Raw genomic sequence first — 15,453 nt, forward strand, 5'->3', positions numbered from 1 at the left:
TATATATCAGGCGTTTGCAGATGCTCGGGACAAGCCCGAGCATGACGAAACGAGGACTTTGCGCCTCTGCCTCGAAGCTCCAGGCATCGCGAAGCGATCAGTCGGCCTTTGGGAAAATCCGATGCAACAACAGAAAGAGAGAGGATCGAACTGAGTGCTCTTTTCAGGTTTCTGACACAGGCGCGTGCCGTGCCCTATTTACCGGTCACCACAACGCAAAACGCCGACCCCGGAGGGCCGGCGTGCTTTCCGGCAGGAAATCCTGCCGGCTGATCTCGATATGCCTGGCGCGATGCCTCAGGCGGCGCCGGAGGCGCGGCTCTTTTCGAAGCGCTTGCGGTCGTTGGCGTCCAGGAACATCTTGCGCAGGCGGATCGACTTCGGCGTGACTTCCATCAGCTCGTCGTCCTGGATCCAGGACAGCGCGCGGTCGAGCGTCATGCGGATCGGCGGGGTCAGCTTGACGGCTTCATCCTTGCCGGCGGCGCGGATGTTGGTCAGCTGCTTGCCCTTGAGCACGTTGACCTCGAGGTCGTTGTCGCGCGAGTGGATGCCGATGATCATGCCGGCATAGACCTTCTCGCCCGGCTCGATAATCATCGGACCACGATCTTCCAGGTTGAACATGGCATAGGCCACGGCTTCGCCCGAGCCGTTCGACAGCAGCACGCCGTTGACGCGGCCGGCGATCTGACCCTTGAACGGCTGGTAGCTGTGGAACAGGCGGTTCATGATCGCCGTGCCGCGCGTGTCGGTCAGCAGTTCGGACTGGTAGCCGATCAGGCCGCGCGTGGGGGCCAGGAACTTCAGGCGCACGCGGTTGCCGCCAGACGGGCGCAGCTCGGTCATTTCGGCCTTGCGCTCGGACATCTTCTGCACGACGACGCCGGAATGCTCCTCGTCCACGTCGATGACGACTTCTTCGATCGGCTCCATGGTCTGGCCGGTCTCTTCGTCCTTGTGCATGACGACGCGCGGACGCGAGACGGCAAGCTCAAAGCCTTCGCGGCGCATGGTCTCGATCAGGACGGCGAGCTGCAATTCGCCGCGGCCGGAGACGAAGAACGAATCCTTGCCTTCGGCTTCCTCGATCTTCAGCGCGACATTGCCTTCGGCTTCCTTGAACAGGCGGTCGCGGATGACGCGGCTCGTGACCTTGTCGCCTTCGGTGCCGGCCAGCGGGCTGTCATTGACGATGAAGGACATGGTGACGGTCGGCGGATCGATCGGCTGTGCCGTCATGGCTTCGTTGACCGAGGGGTCGCAGAAGGTGTCGGCGACCGTGCCCTTGGACAGGCCGGCAATGGCGACGATGTCGCCTGCCTGGGCTTCCTCGATCGGCTGGCGCTCGATGCCGCGGAAGGCGAGGATTTTGGAGATGCGGCCGTTTTCGATGACGCGGCCGTCCTGGCCCAATACCTTGACCGGCTGGTTCGACTTCAGCGAGCCCGAGGCGATGCGGCCGGTGATGATGCGGCCGAGGAAGGGGTTGGCTTCCAGGATCGTCCCGATCATGCGGAACGGGCCTTCCTCGACGGTCGGCTCGGGCACGTGCTTGAGCACGAGGTCGAGCAGGGGGGTAAGGCCCTGGTCCTTCGGACCTTCGGGATTGTAGTTCATCCAGCCATCGCGGCCCGAACCGTAGAGAATCGGGAAGTCGAGCTGCTCGTCGGTGGCGTCGAGATTGGCGAAGAGGTCGAAGACTTCGTTGATGACTTCCTCATGGCGGCCATCGGGGCGGTCGATCTTGTTGATCGCCACGATCGGCTTCAGGCCGACCTTCAGCGCCTTGCCGACCACGAACTTGGTCTGCGGCATCGGGCCTTCCGAAGCGTCGACGAGAACGATGGCGCCGTCCACCATCGAGAGGATGCGCTCGACTTCGCCGCCGAAGTCGGCGTGGCCGGGCGTGTCGACGATGTTGATGCGGGTATCCTTCCACTCGACCGAGGTCGCCTTGGCCAGGATGGTGATGCCGCGTTCCTTTTCGAGGTCGTTGGAGTCCATCACGCGTTCAGCGACGCGCTGGTTCTCGCGGAACGAGCCGGACTGCTTGAGAAGTTCGTCGACGAGCGTCGTCTTCCCATGGTCAACGTGCGCGATGATCGCGATGTTGCGAAGTTTCATGACCGATGTTCTCTGAGGCTTGGGGAGTGCTGCCGCAGCGCGCTCCGGTTTCGTTGGCGCGCCTATACCTTGTTTTCCGCATTTGCGAAAGGGGGCGGGGGCGCCGGACAGCCCGCCCCTGACAAGGAGTTTGCCGAAAAGGCGGGTTTTCTGACCGGAAAAGCCCTCTCATCCGCCGATATCCTGATGGCGGCGCAGGCAGGCGCGCCAGAAGAGCGCTGCCATAAGGGCCAGGATCGGCCCCGCCGCCAGCGCCAGAACCGGTGCTGCGCCGCCGAGAAGCGGCACGGGCTTGCCGATCATCACCGAGACGGGGACGAAGGACATATAGGCGAAGGGCAGCACGGTGAAGAGGATGATCTGCAGCGGCGCGGTATAGATCCCGATGGGATAGCGCGAAAGCTCCCACAGGTCGAAATAGAGGCCGAAGACATAACGCGAGCGGCCGAGCACGAAAGCGAAGGCGCCGATGATGGTGAACATCGCGCCCGTCAGCAGCGCGGCGCTCAAGAGGCTCGCGAGAAAGCGAAGCATCAGGCCGGCATCCCAGGCGAGCGGCAGGGCCGCAGCGCCCGTGATCATCAGCCCGGCGCCCAGCACGAAATGGCTGCCATATTGCAGGTCCACGCCGGAAAAGACGATGAAGCTCCAGGGATTGACGGGGCGCACCAGGAGCATGTCGAATTCGCCCTCGCGCACCATGGCGTCCATGCCGCGAAACTGGGTGAAGGTGAAGACCGCGCCGATCGCATAGGCGAAGGTGTGGAAGCCGAGCAGGAAGGCCATTTCCGGCCAGCTCCAGCCCCCTAAGCCCCCGAAGCGGTTGAGGATCACCCAGATGGAGGCGAAGGTGCCGGCATAGCCGAAGCCCTGCGAGATCCAGGCGAGCACGAGGCTGGCACGATATTGCAGCCTTGTGCGGGCGCGCAGCCGCATCAGGTGCCAGTAGAGCGCCAGATTGATGCCGGGCGGCGCCGGTGCCCTCACCTCGCCGGTCATGCTGTCCGATGTCGCGTCCTCACGCCCCACCATGGCTCAGCCTCCCTGAACCGTGACGCGGCGCGTCGTGAGCCGCCAGAGCACGGCGATGCAGGCGCCGAGCACCAGAGCCCAGCCGACGCCGGCGGCAAACAGGAGGGTGCTGGTGAAAAGATCCGCGCGGCCGAGATAGCAGGCCATGGGGTAGTAGGTGATCCAGGCAAAGGGCAGGGCGTGGGCGAAGGCGCCCAGCGCCGGCGGAAAGAACCAGAGCGGCACCAGCCCGCCGGAGAGGAGCGCGGTCAGGCCGCGCATGAACCATTCCAGCGAATGGGCCTCCAGCACCCAGAAGGACAGAAGGCCGAAGAAGATGGCGATCAGGAACAGCAGCGTGGTCGACAGCGCCACATGCGCTACGAACAGCAGGAAATGGCCGGGGCTCGCCGGCGGCTGGATGCCATAGACGGACGCGAGGATCGCGATAACGGGCAAGCAAACCACGGCAAACTGCAGCAGGCGGGGCCCGAGCTGTTCGGCGAAGAGCATGCCGGGAAAACTGACCGGGCGCATCAGGGTCGCGCCGATCTGGCCGCTGCGGATGGCGGCGCCGATCTCGCGCACGATCAGCGCCGCATCCCAGCTGGACAGGAAGGTGCTGCCGACAAGCGCATAGGTGATCATCTCGGCCAGGCTGATGCCGGCCATGTCCTCGCGCCCGGCATAGACCGCCTTCCAGATCGAGATCCGGGCAAAGACATCCATGAAGGCGCCGAAGGCCATGGCCAGAAGCTCGGAGCGATGCGTCGCCTGCTGGCGCGCGGCGGCTGTGGCAAAGGCGGCCAGCGGCCGCAAGGCCAGGGGGTGGAACGCGGCGAATTTGAGAGCAGGGGCGCTCATGCGGAGCGCCCCTGATAATGGGTGCGGATCACCTCCTCGATGCCCGGCTCGTGCAGGCGGGCGTCGCTGAGCGGCGCGCCGGCCGGCAGCGCGCGGATCAGGTCGATCAGCGAACGCTCGTCATCGGCGATCTCGAAGTCGCGCCGCAGCCCCTCTGACGGCAGGGGCCTTGCGCCGTCGAGGATCAGCTCTCCGGGATCGGCGGAAAAATCCAGCGTCAGCCGCCGCCGCGCGCCGAAGGTGGTGCGCAGCGCCGGCAGCGGGCCGTCGAACAGCAGACGGCCATCATCCACCATGATCAGGCGCGGGCAGATCTCCTCGATGTCCTGCAGATCGTGCGTGGTGAGGATGATGGTGGTGGCGCGCTCGCGGTTGATGCGGGCGAGGAATTTGCGCACCACATCCTTGGCCACGACGTCGAGCCCGATGGTCGGCTCGTCGAGAAAGAGGATCTTCGGCGCGTGCAGGAGCGCCATGGCGATCTCGGCGCGCATGCGCTGGCCGAGGCTCAGCTGGCGCACCGGCCGGTCGATGAAGCTTTCGAGCGAAAGCATCGCCACCATCTCCGCGCGGCTGGCTTTGAACTGCGCCTCCGGCAGACGGTAGATATGGCGGGCGAGGTCGAAACTGTCGTTCAGCGGCAGGTCCCACCAGAGCTGGCTGCGCTGGCCGAAGACCACGCCGATCTCGCGCGCATTGGCGATGCGCTCCTCGATCGGCCGCCGGCCAAGCACGGACAGGCTGCCGGAGGACGGCGCGAGAATGCCGGTCATCATCTTGATCATGGTCGATTTGCCGGCGCCGTTCGGCCCGAGATAGCCGACCGCCTCGCCCGCCTCGATGGCGAAGGAAATCTCCTCCACCGCCCGCACCTCTTTCGTGACCGGCGCGAAGAAGCCGCGCAGCGCGCCCGAAAACCCGCCCGTGCTCTGGCGCTGGCGGAAGACCTTGCTGACCGTGCGGGCGTCGATGATGGGCGGCATGAGGAGGATCCCTTTCGGACCGTCTCCCCTATGCGGGTTCTGCGACAGGGGCGTGACGGGGCTGTCGCGCGCCCGGACGGGCCTGATCAGGTCCGCCTGGCCGATGGCCGGGGAAGCAGCCGGCATCGGCCGGCTGCAGGGTGGTGTCGGTCTGCGCGCGGCGCAGTCCCTCAGGCCGCCAGGCCGCGCTTGGCCAGCATCGCGTCCGGGCTCGGCAGGCGGCCGCGGAAGGCCTTGTAGGTCTCTTCCGGGTCGACGGCGCCGCCGGCCGCATAGACATGGGTCTTCAGGCGCTCGGCCAGCGCCGGATCGAAGACGTTGCCGGTCTCCTCGAAGGCGGCGAAGGCATCGGCATCCAGCACTTCCGACCACATGTAGGAATAATAGCCGGCCGAATAGCCGCCGGAGAAGATGTGCTGGAAGTGCGGCGTGGCGTGGCGCATGACGATGGAGGCGGGCATGCCGATCTCGCCGAGCACCTCAGCCTGCACCGCCATCGGATCCTCCACCGTCGTGCGGGTGTGGAAGGCCATGTCCACCAGTGCGGAGGAGGTGAATTCCACCGTGTTGAAGCCGGCGTTGAAGTTGCGGGCAGAGAGAACTTTGTCCAGCAGCGCCTGCGGCATCGGCTCGCCCGTCTCCACATGGCGGGCATAGTGCTTCAGGATCTCGGGCACGGTCAGCCAGTGCTCGTAAAGCTGCGAGGGCAGCTCGACGAAATCGCGCGAGACGCCGGTGCCGGAGACGGAGGGGTAGGTGACATCCGACAGCATGCCGTGCAGCGCGTGGCCGAACTCGTGGAACAGCGTGCGGGCATCATCCAGCGACAGGAGCGCCGGCTTGCCTTCGGACGGCTTGGCGAAGTTGCAGACATTGTAGATGATCGGCCGCTCGCCTTCGGCGCCGTTCTTCAGCCGCAGCCGGTGCTGCGACTGGAAGGCGCTCATCCAGGCGCCGGAGCGCTTGCTGGGCCGGGCGAAATAATCACCGAGGAACAGGGCGATCACCGCGCCCGTGCGGTCGCGGATCTCGAAGACGCGCACATCGGGGTGATAGGCCGGCACGTCCTTCACCTCGACCGCCTTAATGCCGAACAGGCGGCCGGCCACGTCGAAGCAGGCCTCGATGATCTTTTCAAGCTGCAGATAGGGCTTCAGCTCGGCTTCGGAGAAGGCGAAGCGCTGGGCGCGGATTTTCTCGGCATAATGGCGCCAGTCCCAGGGCATGACAGGGTGGTTACGGCCCTCCTCGGCGATCAGCGCGGCGATGTCGGCCTCTTCCGCCCGCGCCCGCGCCACGGCCTTATCCCAGACCTGCATCAGCAGACCGTTCACCGCCTCCGGCGTCTTGGCCATGGTGTCTTCGAGCTTCATGGCGGCGAAGGTCTTGTAGCCGAGCAGCCCGGCGGTCTCGGTGCGCAGCGCCAGCATCTCGCGCACGATGTCGCGGTTGTCGGTCGGGCCTTCATTGGCGCCGCGCGCTGCCCAGGCGGCGAAGGCCTGTTCGCGCAGGTCGCGCCGCTCGGAGAAGGTGAGGAAGGGTTCGATGATCGAGCGCGACAGCGTGACGGCATAGGCGCCCTCCTCGTCACGCTCGCGGGCGGCTGCGGCCATGGATTCGCGCAGGAAATCCGGCAGGCCGGCCAGTTCCGCCTCGTCCTTGAGGATCAGCGACCAGCCGGATTCGTCCTTCAGCACATTCTGGCCGAAGGCAGCCGAAAGGCTCGCCAGGCGCTCGTTGATGGCCGCCAGCCGGTCCTGCGCCGGCTTGTCGAGCCGGGCGCCCGACTTGACGAAGCCTTTCCAGTGGCGCTCCAGCACGCGCAACTGTTCCAGAGTGAGGCCCAGCGTCTCGCGCGCCTGCCACAGCGCGTCGATGCGGGCGAAGAGCTTGGGGTCGGTGCCGATCCTGGAATAATGGCGCGACATTTTCGGCGCGATCTCGCGTTCCAGCGCCTGTATCGTGTCGTTGGTATGGGCGCCGGCCCGGTTCCAGAACAGCGCGGAGACGCGCGACAGCGTGTCGCCGGCAATTTCCAGCGCCACCACCGTGTTTTCAAAGGTCGGGGCTTGGGGATTTTCGGCGACCGCCGTCACCTCGGCCGCATGCTCGGCCAGCGCGGCATCGAAAGCGGGGGCGAAGTCCTCGTCGCGGATCGCCGTAAAGCGCGGCAGGCCTTCATGGCCCGTCCACTGGAAAAGCGCGGGGGCGATGGCGGGTTCGGCAGTCATCAGGCGTCGTCCTTTCAGGTCGGCATATCCAAATCGGCATGTCCAAATCGGCAGGTCCATATCGGCGGGCAGGGCTGCTGCGAAGCACCGCCGCCACAAACCGCGTCCTCTCCTTGTTTCTGGCCCATGGGGCTCTATTGAGGCAAGAGCGCATCGTCGGCGCGGCAACCGTCTACTTGCCGCGTGGAGCGTCTAATGATAAGGAAAGCTTATGATTAGCCTCGGATGGTGACACGCTACCGTTGCCGCTCCTCCCGCCCATCTCCTTTCGCCCTCAGGGTCCTCATGTCCGTCAAGCTTCCCAATGATACGATCGGCATGCTGCTGACCGATGTCTCCCGCCTGCTGCGCGGCGCGTTCGACCGGACGATTCTCGCCGCCGGCCTGGGGCTGACGCCGGGCGAGGCGCGGGCGCTGGTGCAGGTGGCCGCCAGCGAGGGCATCAAGCAGGCGGAGATCGCCCAGCGCATGGGCATTGAGCCGATGACGCTGTCGACCTATCTCGACCGGCTGGAAGGTCTCGGCCTCGTCAGCCGGGTGGCAGACCCCACCGACCGCCGGGCAAAGCATGTGGTGCTGACCGATCAGGCCGATGGCATCGTGCTGTCGATCCAGGCCTCGTTGAGGACGATGATGGACAATGTCACCGACGGGCTGGACGAGGAGGCGCGTGCGGCGCTGCGCCTCAGCCTGCTGACGCTGCGCGACAATCTCCAGGCCGTCGATGGCTGTCCCCCCACGCGCACGCCGTCCCGGGAGGACCGCACGTGACCGGCATGACCAGGGCCGCGATGAGCGCCCGGCGCACCAGCCTGATCGGCGCGCTGCTTGCCATGCTCGGGCCGATCTCTATGTCGATCTATACCCCGGCCATGCCGGAGCTGGTGCGCGCCTTCCTGACCACACCCTCCGAAGTCAAACTGACGCTCTCGGTCTATTTCGGCGGCTTCGCGCTCGCCCAGCTGATGGCCGGACCGTTTTCCGATGCCTTCGGCCGCAAGAGCGCGACGCTCGCCTTTCTCGGTATCAATCTGGCGGGCAGCCTCGCCTGCGCCTTCGCCCCCGATATCGACACGCTGATCTTCGGCCGCATGATCCAGGGCATCGGCGCTTCCGTCGGCATCACCGTTGCGCGGGCCATCGTGCGCGACCAATTCACCGGCGCCGAGGCCTCGCGCATCATGAACCTGATCGGCATCATGCTGGCCATCGGTCCGGCCATGGCGCCCGCTCTGGGCGGGCTGGCGCTGGCGGCGTTCGGCTGGCGCTCGATCTTCTTCCTGCTCATGGGCTTCAGCCTGATGACCATGCTCGCCATCCTGGTCTACCTCCGGGAAACGACCGTGCCCGACCGGACGCGGGCCCGTCCGGGCCGGCTGCTGCGTGCTTACGCGGAGATCCTGCGCGACGGGCGCTTCCTCGCTGCCGTCGGCGTGCTCGGCGGGGCGATCGGTGCGCTCTATGCGCAGTCCACTATGCTCTCCTTCATCCTGATCGACCGGGTCGGCCTGTCGCCGACCGCCTTCGGTCTGAGCATGCTGATGCAGTCGGGCTTCTATTTCCTCGGCTCGGTGGTGCTGAGGCTGACCGCGCGCTGGACGGGCGGCGAGCGGGCCGTGCAGATCGGGCTTCTGGCCTGCGGGCTGGGCGGTGTCATGATCCTCGCCTCCGTGCATCTTTTGACGCCGAGCCTGCTGTCGATCATGGTGCCGGTCGCTTTTTCCGCCTTCGGCATCGCCTTCCTCACTCCGCATATGACCACGGTGGCGCTGCAGTCCTTCCCGCATATCGCCGGATCGGCCTCGGCCATGCTGGGCTTCATCCAGATGGGCTGCGGCTTTCTGGGCGGGCTGGCCGCCTCCTTCGTCGGCACGCCGCTGGATGCCTTCGGCGCGATCATCCCAACCATGCTGTTTGCGGCCGTCGTCAGCTATCTGGCCTTCCAGGCGCAGACACGCCGCCAGGTTCTAGACCCTCCGGCCGCCTGAGCCTGCGCCAAGACCGGCAGCTGCCATCGGGAGACGGCGCCGTAGGCTGATGCGGGCGGCCGCCTGCCGCAACACTCCTCCTCCGTCCTGCCGGATTTCCCTTTTGCGATACCTGGTCTCTCGCAGTGCCGGGCCTGTCGCGCTGCCGGCCTTGTGCGGTGCCGGGCCCTTTGCGGTGCCGGGAGTGTCACTCCGATTTGACTTGGGGTTGAAGGGCCATCGGCGTAAGAGAACAGCTGCCGCCATCAGATGTTTTAATTTAATCGAACCACTTCGATGCGAAGGTTTCCGCATGCCTGATCGTCTGTTGTTCCGTCTCGCTATCCTCGGCTCTGCGCTCCTCCTGGGTGCGGCATCGAGCCGTGCGGGCGAAACGGTGCCGCTCGGGGTGGTAGAGCTGTTCACCAGCCAGGGCTGCGCCTCCTGCCCGCCGGCGGATGCGGCGCTGCGCAAGCTGGTGGAGAGCGGCAAGGTGATCGCGCTCGGCTACCACATCGATTACTGGAATTTCCGCGGCTGGGCCGATACGCTGGCGACCAAGGAAAACACGGCGCGTCAATATGCCTATTCCCGCAGCTTCGGCAAAAACGGCGTTTATACCCCCCAGGCCGTGCTGAACGGCCGCGAACATATGAATGGCGGCGATCTCGCCGGCATCAACCGCCGCCTGGACGAGATGCAGCAGGACCGTGAGGGTCTGGACCTTGCGGTGGCCGCCATCCGCCGGGGCGACGAGATCGACATCGAGGTCGGCGCGCAGGCCGGCGGCGCCACGGCCGCGACCAAGGCCAATGTCGTCGCCGTCTATTTCGCGCCGCAGAAGGTCGTCACCATGCATCGCGGCGAGAACAACGGCCGCACCATTTCCTACATGAACGCCGTGCGTGACGTGCAGACCATCGGCATGTGGGACGGCACCCATGCAAGCTTCGTGCTGCCCGCCACGGTGCTGAAGGAGGAGGATAGCGGCGGTGTCGCCATTCTCGTGCAGCAGATGAAGGATGGCGATACGCCGGGGCCGATCCTCGGCGCCACCGTGCTGACCAATGCGACCACGCAGCCCTCCGACATGGTGCAGGTCAAGCGCTAACCTCCCGGGCTCGAAAGCCCGTTCTGGTCAGCGAACGCCTGTCCTGCCCGGGTTTTGACCCCGACGGCGGTCTTGCATTTCCCGCCGGCTCGGGCACACTGTCACCCTGCAGTCATAAAACATGACGCCCGGAACCTCGGGAGCGAGTTTGCGGTTTACGGCATGTTTCGCAGGCAAGAGCCTCAAGCGCGCGAGGGTCGATCTCAAGCGATCCACCGCGCGCTGGAGCATGGCGACTGGGAAGAGGCACCGGGACGAGGCATGGCAAATCAGACGGAACCGCCCGCAGGCGAGGCCTTGTCACAGGGCATCGTCGTCGATCTCAGGGATTATCGCAGCGCCAGGGACCCGCTCCCCGTCACCTTCGACCGGCGCGAACTCGACCGCATCCTCTGGGTCTATGGGCGCATGGTCGGTGATGGCGAGTGGCGCGACTATGCGCTCGATCATCTCAAGGACCGCGCCGTCTTCTCGGTGTTCAAGCGCTCCGGCGAAATGCCGCTGTTCCGCATCGAGAAGAGCCCCAAGCTCGCCGCCAAGCAGGGCGCCTACAGTGTCGTCAACACCCATGGCATGATCCTCAAGCGTGGCCATGATCTGGCGCAGGTGCTGAAGGTTTTCGACCGGATGTTCAAGGTGATCAAGAGCTGACATCCAGGGCCGGTTAGGCCAATCCGAGGAACGCTGGATAACCCGCCGTCCCGCTCGCTGGATCGGGGACGGTGTCCCGATCCGCCGTGCCCTGTGGCCTATGATTTCCCGTCTCACGCTCTCATGACAAAACGGCCGCGAGGTGATCGCGGCCGTTTTGTGCTTTCGTGACATCGCGTCTGCGCCGGTGCTTAATTACGGTTGCCCATGAAGCGCAGCAGGAACAGGAACAGGTTGATGAAGTCGAGGTAGAGCGTCAGCGCGCCCATGATGGCCTTGCGGCCGGCGGTCTCGTAGGCATCGCCTTCGAAATACATCTCCTTGATCCGCTGCGTATCCCAGGCCGTCAGGCCGGCGAAGATCAGCACGCCGAGGATCGAGATGGCGAAATCCATCGCCGGAGCATGCAGGAAGAGGTTGACGAGCGAGGCGATGATCAGGCCGAACAGGCCCATGACCATGAAGGAGCCCATGCCGCTCAGATCCCGCCGCGTGGTGTAGCCGTAAAGCGACAGGCTGCCGAAGGCGGCCGCGGTGACGAAAAAGGTCTGAGCGACGCTGTGGCCGGTATAGACCATCAGAATCGAGGAGAGCGACAGGCCCATCAGGCCGGCATAGATCCAGAACATGGCCTGCGCCGCAGACACGCTCATGGACTGGATGCGGAAGCTCAGGATCATCACCATGGCGAGCGGCGCCAGCATGATCACCCACCGCAGGGGGCTCAGATAGATCGCCTGGCCGAAGGCGGTCAGACCGCCATCGTTGAAAGCGAGCTGCACGGCGCCGAACGCGACCACGCCGGTGATCGCCAGCCCCAGTGCCATCAGGTTGTAGATGCGCAGCATATAGGCGCGCAGGCCTTCATCGACGACGGCCCCGGCCCGAGCGCCTGCCGGCGTCATTCGGAAGTTTCTGGGATCAGCCATTGTTGTCCTCACTGAATTCAAGGGAAATCAAGCTCCGATGACGGGCGGCGCGATCCGGGCTTTCGTTTCGATGCTCCAATTCCGCGTCAGGCGTCGCTGCAGAGCTCAGCATGCCCAAGGTCAATATGAGGCGATGACGTGCGCTTCACAAGGTGGTGCGCGCGTCAAACGGGCGGAATCCGCCCATCATGACCGAAGTTTAATCCGAAGGAGCCCTTCATCAAGGGCCGGTCACTGCTCCCGCAGCACGGGCGCCGCCTTCTGGCCGAGTACCCGCCAGGTGCCGATGAGGCCGATGCCGATGGTCAGCACCAGGGCACCGGCAAGCGTCAGCAGGGCCACGTCGGGCAGGAAGCTCGACGGCAGCGTCATGATGCGCGAGACCACGAACCAGGCCGCCACGCCGCCCGCCGCAAGCGAGAACAGCGCCGTGGACAGGCCGAGAATCGCATATTCATAGACGAAGGCGCGGATCAGCGTCGCGCGCGTGGCGCCCAGCGTCTTCAGCACCACCGCATCGTGCAGCCGCGCCCGGTTGCCGGCGGCCAGCGCGCCGGCCAGCACCAGCACCGAGGCCACCAGCGCCACGGCCGCGGCCGCGCGAATGGCGGTTGCGAGCTGGGCGACCAGCGTGTTGACGATATCGAGCGCGTCCTTGACCCTGACGCTGGTGATGGTCGGATAGGCGCGGGTGATCGCGTTCAGCGTCGCCGCCTCCTGCGCCGGGGTCGCCTTGGGGTCGATGACGGTGGCGAGCCAGGCATGCGGGGCGCCGGCGAAGGTGTTGGGCGAGAACACCATGACGAAGTTGATCGACAGGCTCTCCCATTCCACCGTGCGGAAATTGGCGATCCGGGCGGTGATGTTGCGGCCCAGCACATTGACGGTCACGGTGTCGCCGATCTTCAGCTTCAGCTCGCGGGCCTCCTTTTCGGCAAACGAGACCAGCGGCTCGCCGCTATAATCGGCCGGCCACCATTCGCCCTCCACCAGCCGCGAATTTTCCGGCAGGTTGCGGGCATAGGTGATGCCGCGGTCGCCGCGCAGCACCCAGCGCGCGCCGGGCGCCACCGTCATCTTCGTCACGTCCTGGCCGTTGAAGGCAAGGATGCGGCCGCGCAGCATCGGCACCTCGATCAGCTTGCCCTCGGGCATCTCCCGCTTCATCAGGTCGCGAAAGCCTGTGAGTTCGCTCGACTGGATGTCGACAAAGAAGAAATTGGGCGCGCGTTCCGGCAGGGTGCCGGTGAGCTGGCGGCGCAGATTGCCGTCGATCAGCGCCAGCGTGACCAGCAGCGCCAGGCCGAGGCCGAGCGACAGCACCACGGAGGGCGTCAGCGCCCCGGGCCGGTGGATATTGCCGATGGCGAGCCGCAGCGCCGGCGACGAAACGCGCGGCGCCCTGCGCGCGAGGAAGGCCACGCCGGCGCCCACCAGCCTGAGCACGACGAAGGCGCCGGCCACGGCGGCAAGGAAGGTCCAGGCGACGCGCTCGTCTTCCGCCGTGAGAATGCTGATCGCGGCAAGCGCCAGGAAGCAGGCGGCCGAGGCGACGATATAGGGCCAGGGCGCCAGCCGCCTGCCGCTGCCCTTGATGTCGCGGATCAGCGCGGTGGCCGGCACCTGCCGCGCCAGCCCAAGCGGCAGGAAGGCGAAGGCGAGCGCCGTCAGAAGCCCGAACAGCGCCGCCAGCCCGAGCGCTGCGGGATAGACGGCAAAGCCTTCGGTGACCGGCAGCACGCCCTTGAGCGCCAGACCCGCCAGCGGCGCGATCATCACGCCGAGGAGCAGGCCAATGACGATGCCGAGCAAGGCCACCATGCCGATTTGCAGGAGGTAGATCAGGCTGACGAGGCTGCCCGGCGCGCCAAGGCATTTGAAGGCGGCAATGACATTGCGCTTGGAATCGAGGAATGCGCGCACGGAATTGGCGATGCCGACGCCGCCGACCACGAGCGCGGTGAGCCCCACGAGCGTCAGGAATTGCGAGAAGCGGGTGACATTGGCGGTCAGCGCCGGCGCGGCATTGTTGCTGGTGCGCACGGACCAGCCGGCCTGGGGAAAGCGCGTTTCCGCCGCTTGGCGCAGGGCGGGCAACTGCGCGGGATCCGCAAGCTTCAGCTTATAGGCATGCTCCACCAGACTGCCGGCCTGCACCAGCCCGCTGGCGGCAAGCCCCGCCTGGGACAGCATCAGCCGGGGCGCGAAGCCGAAGCCGTCGGAGACGGCATCCGGCTCGTTGACGATGGTGCCGGTGATGATGACGGCGGCATTGCCGACCAGCAGCCGGTCGCCCGGCTTCAGCCCCAGCCGGTCGAGCAGCAGCGGCGCGACCAGCGCGCCGAAGGCGCCATCCCGCTCCGCCAGGAGATCGGAAAGCGGGGCGGCCGGCGTGCTTTCCAGGCGGCCATAGAGCGGATAGGCGCCATCCACGGCCTTGACCTCGACCAGCGCCTGGTTCGATCCGTCCGGCAGGCGCGCCATGGAGCGCAGGCCCGTGGTGAGCGAGACCGTGCCGTAGCTTTCGAGAAAGTCGCGCTCCTGCGGGCTCGCAATGCGGTTGGTCAGCTCGAAGCGGATATCGCCGGCCAGCAGGTCGCGGCCCTGAGACTCGATAGCGCCGGTGATGGAGCGCGACACGGAATTGACACCAGCGATTGCCGCCACGCCGAGCGCGATGCAGGCGAGGAAAATATAGAAGCCGGAAAGGCCTCCGCGCATTTCACGCAAGGCCAGGCGGAAAGCCAGCGCCAGCCGGCTGGCAGAGAAGGCACCCGGCTGAAGCGCGGCGGCTGAAGGGGCGGGGGCGGACGACGCGCTCATGCGCCGGCCTTCTTGCCCGCCTGCAGCAGGGCGGACGTGCCACCGGCCTGGGCCGCGCTGCGCCCCTGGTTCAGGCTGCCATCGTCGAGGATCTCGCCTGAGCGCACATGCACCTGCCGGCCGCAGCGGGCGGCAAGGGCGGGATCATGCGTGACCAACATCAGCGTCATAGCGCGCTCCGCCTGCTTGGAAAAAATCAGGTCGGCAATCTGCCGGCCGGTCTCGCCGTCGAGATTGCCGGTCGGCTCGTCGGCGATCAGAAGGCGGGGGTTGGGTGCCAGCGCGCGGGCGATCGCAACGCGCTGCTGCTCGCCACCCGACAGCTGGCCGGGATAATGGCCGAGCCGATCGCCGAGCCCGACCGCCACCAGCTCGGCGCGCGCCCGCTCGAACGCATCACGCGCGCCGGCAAGCTCCAGCGGCACGGCAACGTTTTCCAGCGCGGTCATGTTGGGGATCAGGTGAAAGGACTGGAAGACGATGCCGACATTGCGGCCGCGAAATTCGGCCACCTTGTCTTCGGACAGACCCTGGAGCGAGACGCCGTTGATGGTGATCTCGCCCGAATCCAGCCGCTCCAGCCCGGCCAGTACCATCAGCAGCGTCGATTTGCCCGAGCCGGATGGCCCGACGATGCCGACCGTCTCGCCCCGGCCGATCCTGAGGTCGATCGATTTGAGCACATGCACGGAAGCGGCGGCGTGCCCGAGCGTCAGATCCGCCTTTTTCAACTCGATCATGGTGTCTGACACGGAA

Annotated in this window: 12 protein-coding genes; 4 read left to right on the forward strand and 8 right to left on the reverse strand. The window is 66.1% G+C overall.

Annotated features, from left to right (window positions below; genetic code table 11):
- Positions 1-297 precede the first annotated feature (297 nt).
- The 5 genes from typA to BJF92_RS07610 form a co-directional block, all read right to left on the reverse strand.
- Positions 298-2,127: a translational GTPase TypA gene (typA, locus tag BJF92_RS07590; protein WP_075634149.1), complete on the reverse strand. Its 1,830-nt coding sequence runs from the start codon at positions 2,125-2,127 to the stop codon at positions 298-300.
- Positions 2,128-2,295: 168 nt separating this feature from the next.
- Positions 2,296-3,159: an ABC transporter permease gene (locus BJF92_RS07595; protein ID WP_078057913.1), complete on the reverse strand. Its 864-nt coding sequence runs from the start codon at positions 3,157-3,159 to the stop codon at positions 2,296-2,298.
- Between the two features lie 3 nt (positions 3,160-3,162).
- Positions 3,163-4,002, reverse strand: coding sequence for an ABC transporter permease (locus tag BJF92_RS07600; protein WP_078057914.1), 840 nt, complete (start codon positions 4,000-4,002; stop codon positions 3,163-3,165).
- Positions 3,999-4,985, reverse strand: a complete 987-nt coding sequence (locus BJF92_RS07605; protein ID WP_075634151.1) for an ABC transporter ATP-binding protein — start codon at positions 4,983-4,985, stop codon at positions 3,999-4,001. The genes BJF92_RS07600 and BJF92_RS07605 overlap by 4 nt, the downstream gene beginning before the upstream one ends.
- Positions 4,986-5,155: 170 nt before the next feature.
- On the reverse strand, positions 5,156-7,216 hold the full coding sequence (locus tag BJF92_RS07610; protein WP_075634152.1) for a M3 family metallopeptidase: 2,061 nt from the start codon (positions 7,214-7,216) through the stop codon (positions 5,156-5,158).
- Positions 7,217-7,501: 285 nt separating this feature from the next.
- Here BJF92_RS07610 and BJF92_RS07615 point away from each other — a divergent pair, with 285 nt between their 5' ends.
- The 4 genes from BJF92_RS07615 to BJF92_RS07630 all read left to right on the forward strand — a co-directional run bounded on the left by BJF92_RS07615 (position 7,502) and on the right by BJF92_RS07630 (position 10,945).
- Positions 7,502-7,987 (forward strand): MarR family winged helix-turn-helix transcriptional regulator, encoded by a 486-nt coding sequence (locus BJF92_RS07615; protein WP_075634153.1) that lies wholly within the window; start codon positions 7,502-7,504, stop codon positions 7,985-7,987.
- A 5-nt stretch (positions 7,988-7,992) separates the two neighbouring features.
- Positions 7,993-9,204 (forward strand): multidrug effflux MFS transporter, encoded by a 1,212-nt coding sequence (locus BJF92_RS07620; RefSeq protein WP_245294695.1) that lies wholly within the window; start codon positions 7,993-7,995, stop codon positions 9,202-9,204.
- Between the two features lie 292 nt (positions 9,205-9,496).
- A complete protein-coding gene (locus tag BJF92_RS07625; RefSeq protein WP_075634154.1) occupies positions 9,497-10,294 on the forward strand; it encodes a DUF1223 domain-containing protein in 798 nt (265 codons plus the stop codon).
- A 261-nt stretch (positions 10,295-10,555) separates the two neighbouring features.
- Complete coding sequence (locus tag BJF92_RS07630) at positions 10,556-10,945, forward strand: DUF2794 domain-containing protein (protein WP_075634155.1); 390 nt, start codon at positions 10,556-10,558, stop codon at positions 10,943-10,945.
- Positions 10,946-11,136: 191 nt separating this feature from the next.
- Here BJF92_RS07630 and BJF92_RS07635 read toward each other — a convergent pair whose 3' ends face one another.
- The 3 genes from BJF92_RS07635 to BJF92_RS07645 form a co-directional block, all read right to left on the reverse strand.
- On the reverse strand, positions 11,137-11,874 hold the full coding sequence (locus BJF92_RS07635) for a Bax inhibitor-1/YccA family protein (protein ID WP_075634156.1): 738 nt from the start codon (positions 11,872-11,874) through the stop codon (positions 11,137-11,139).
- A 231-nt stretch (positions 11,875-12,105) separates the two neighbouring features.
- Positions 12,106-14,697 carry an ABC transporter permease gene (locus tag BJF92_RS07640; protein ID WP_078057915.1) on the reverse strand — a complete coding sequence of 864 codons (2,592 nt, stop codon included), beginning with the start codon at positions 14,695-14,697 and terminating at the stop codon, positions 12,106-12,108.
- On the reverse strand, positions 14,694-15,449 hold the full coding sequence (locus BJF92_RS07645; protein ID WP_075634157.1) for an ABC transporter ATP-binding protein: 756 nt from the start codon (positions 15,447-15,449) through the stop codon (positions 14,694-14,696). Before BJF92_RS07645 ends, BJF92_RS07640 begins: the two co-directional genes overlap by 4 nt.
- Positions 15,450-15,453: the final 4 nt, after the last annotated feature.

It is taken from the genome of Xaviernesmea rhizosphaerae, from assembly GCF_001938945.1.
GTDB classification, from domain to species: domain Bacteria; phylum Pseudomonadota; class Alphaproteobacteria; order Rhizobiales; family Rhizobiaceae; genus Xaviernesmea; species Xaviernesmea rhizosphaerae.

Excerpts from the sequence above, each read along its gene's own strand:
- BJF92_RS07620 (WP_245294695.1), top strand. The coding sequence starts at position 7,993 with ATGACCAGGGCCGCGATGAGCGCCCGGCGCACCAGCCTGATCGGCGCG.
- BJF92_RS07600 (WP_078057914.1), bottom strand. The coding sequence starts at position 4,002 with ATGAGCGCCCCTGCTCTCAAATTCGCCGCGTTCCACCCCCTGGCCTTG.
- BJF92_RS07635 (WP_075634156.1), bottom strand. The coding sequence starts at position 11,874 with ATGGCTGATCCCAGAAACTTCCGAATGACGCCGGCAGGCGCTCGGGCC.
- BJF92_RS07595 (WP_078057913.1), bottom strand. The coding sequence starts at position 3,159 with ATGGTGGGGCGTGAGGACGCGACATCGGACAGCATGACCGGCGAGGTG.
- BJF92_RS07615 (WP_075634153.1), top strand. The coding sequence starts at position 7,502 with ATGTCCGTCAAGCTTCCCAATGATACGATCGGCATGCTGCTGACCGAT.
- BJF92_RS07610 (WP_075634152.1), bottom strand. The coding sequence starts at position 7,216 with ATGACTGCCGAACCCGCCATCGCCCCCGCGCTTTTCCAGTGGACGGGC.
- typA (WP_075634149.1), bottom strand. The coding sequence starts at position 2,127 with ATGAAACTTCGCAACATCGCGATCATCGCGCACGTTGACCATGGGAAG.
- BJF92_RS07640 (WP_078057915.1), bottom strand. The coding sequence starts at position 14,697 with ATGAGCGCGTCGTCCGCCCCCGCCCCTTCAGCCGCCGCGCTTCAGCCG.
- BJF92_RS07625 (WP_075634154.1), top strand. The coding sequence starts at position 9,497 with ATGCCTGATCGTCTGTTGTTCCGTCTCGCTATCCTCGGCTCTGCGCTC.
- BJF92_RS07605 (WP_075634151.1), bottom strand. The coding sequence starts at position 4,985 with ATGCCGCCCATCATCGACGCCCGCACGGTCAGCAAGGTCTTCCGCCAG.
- BJF92_RS07630 (WP_075634155.1), top strand. The coding sequence starts at position 10,556 with ATGGCAAATCAGACGGAACCGCCCGCAGGCGAGGCCTTGTCACAGGGC.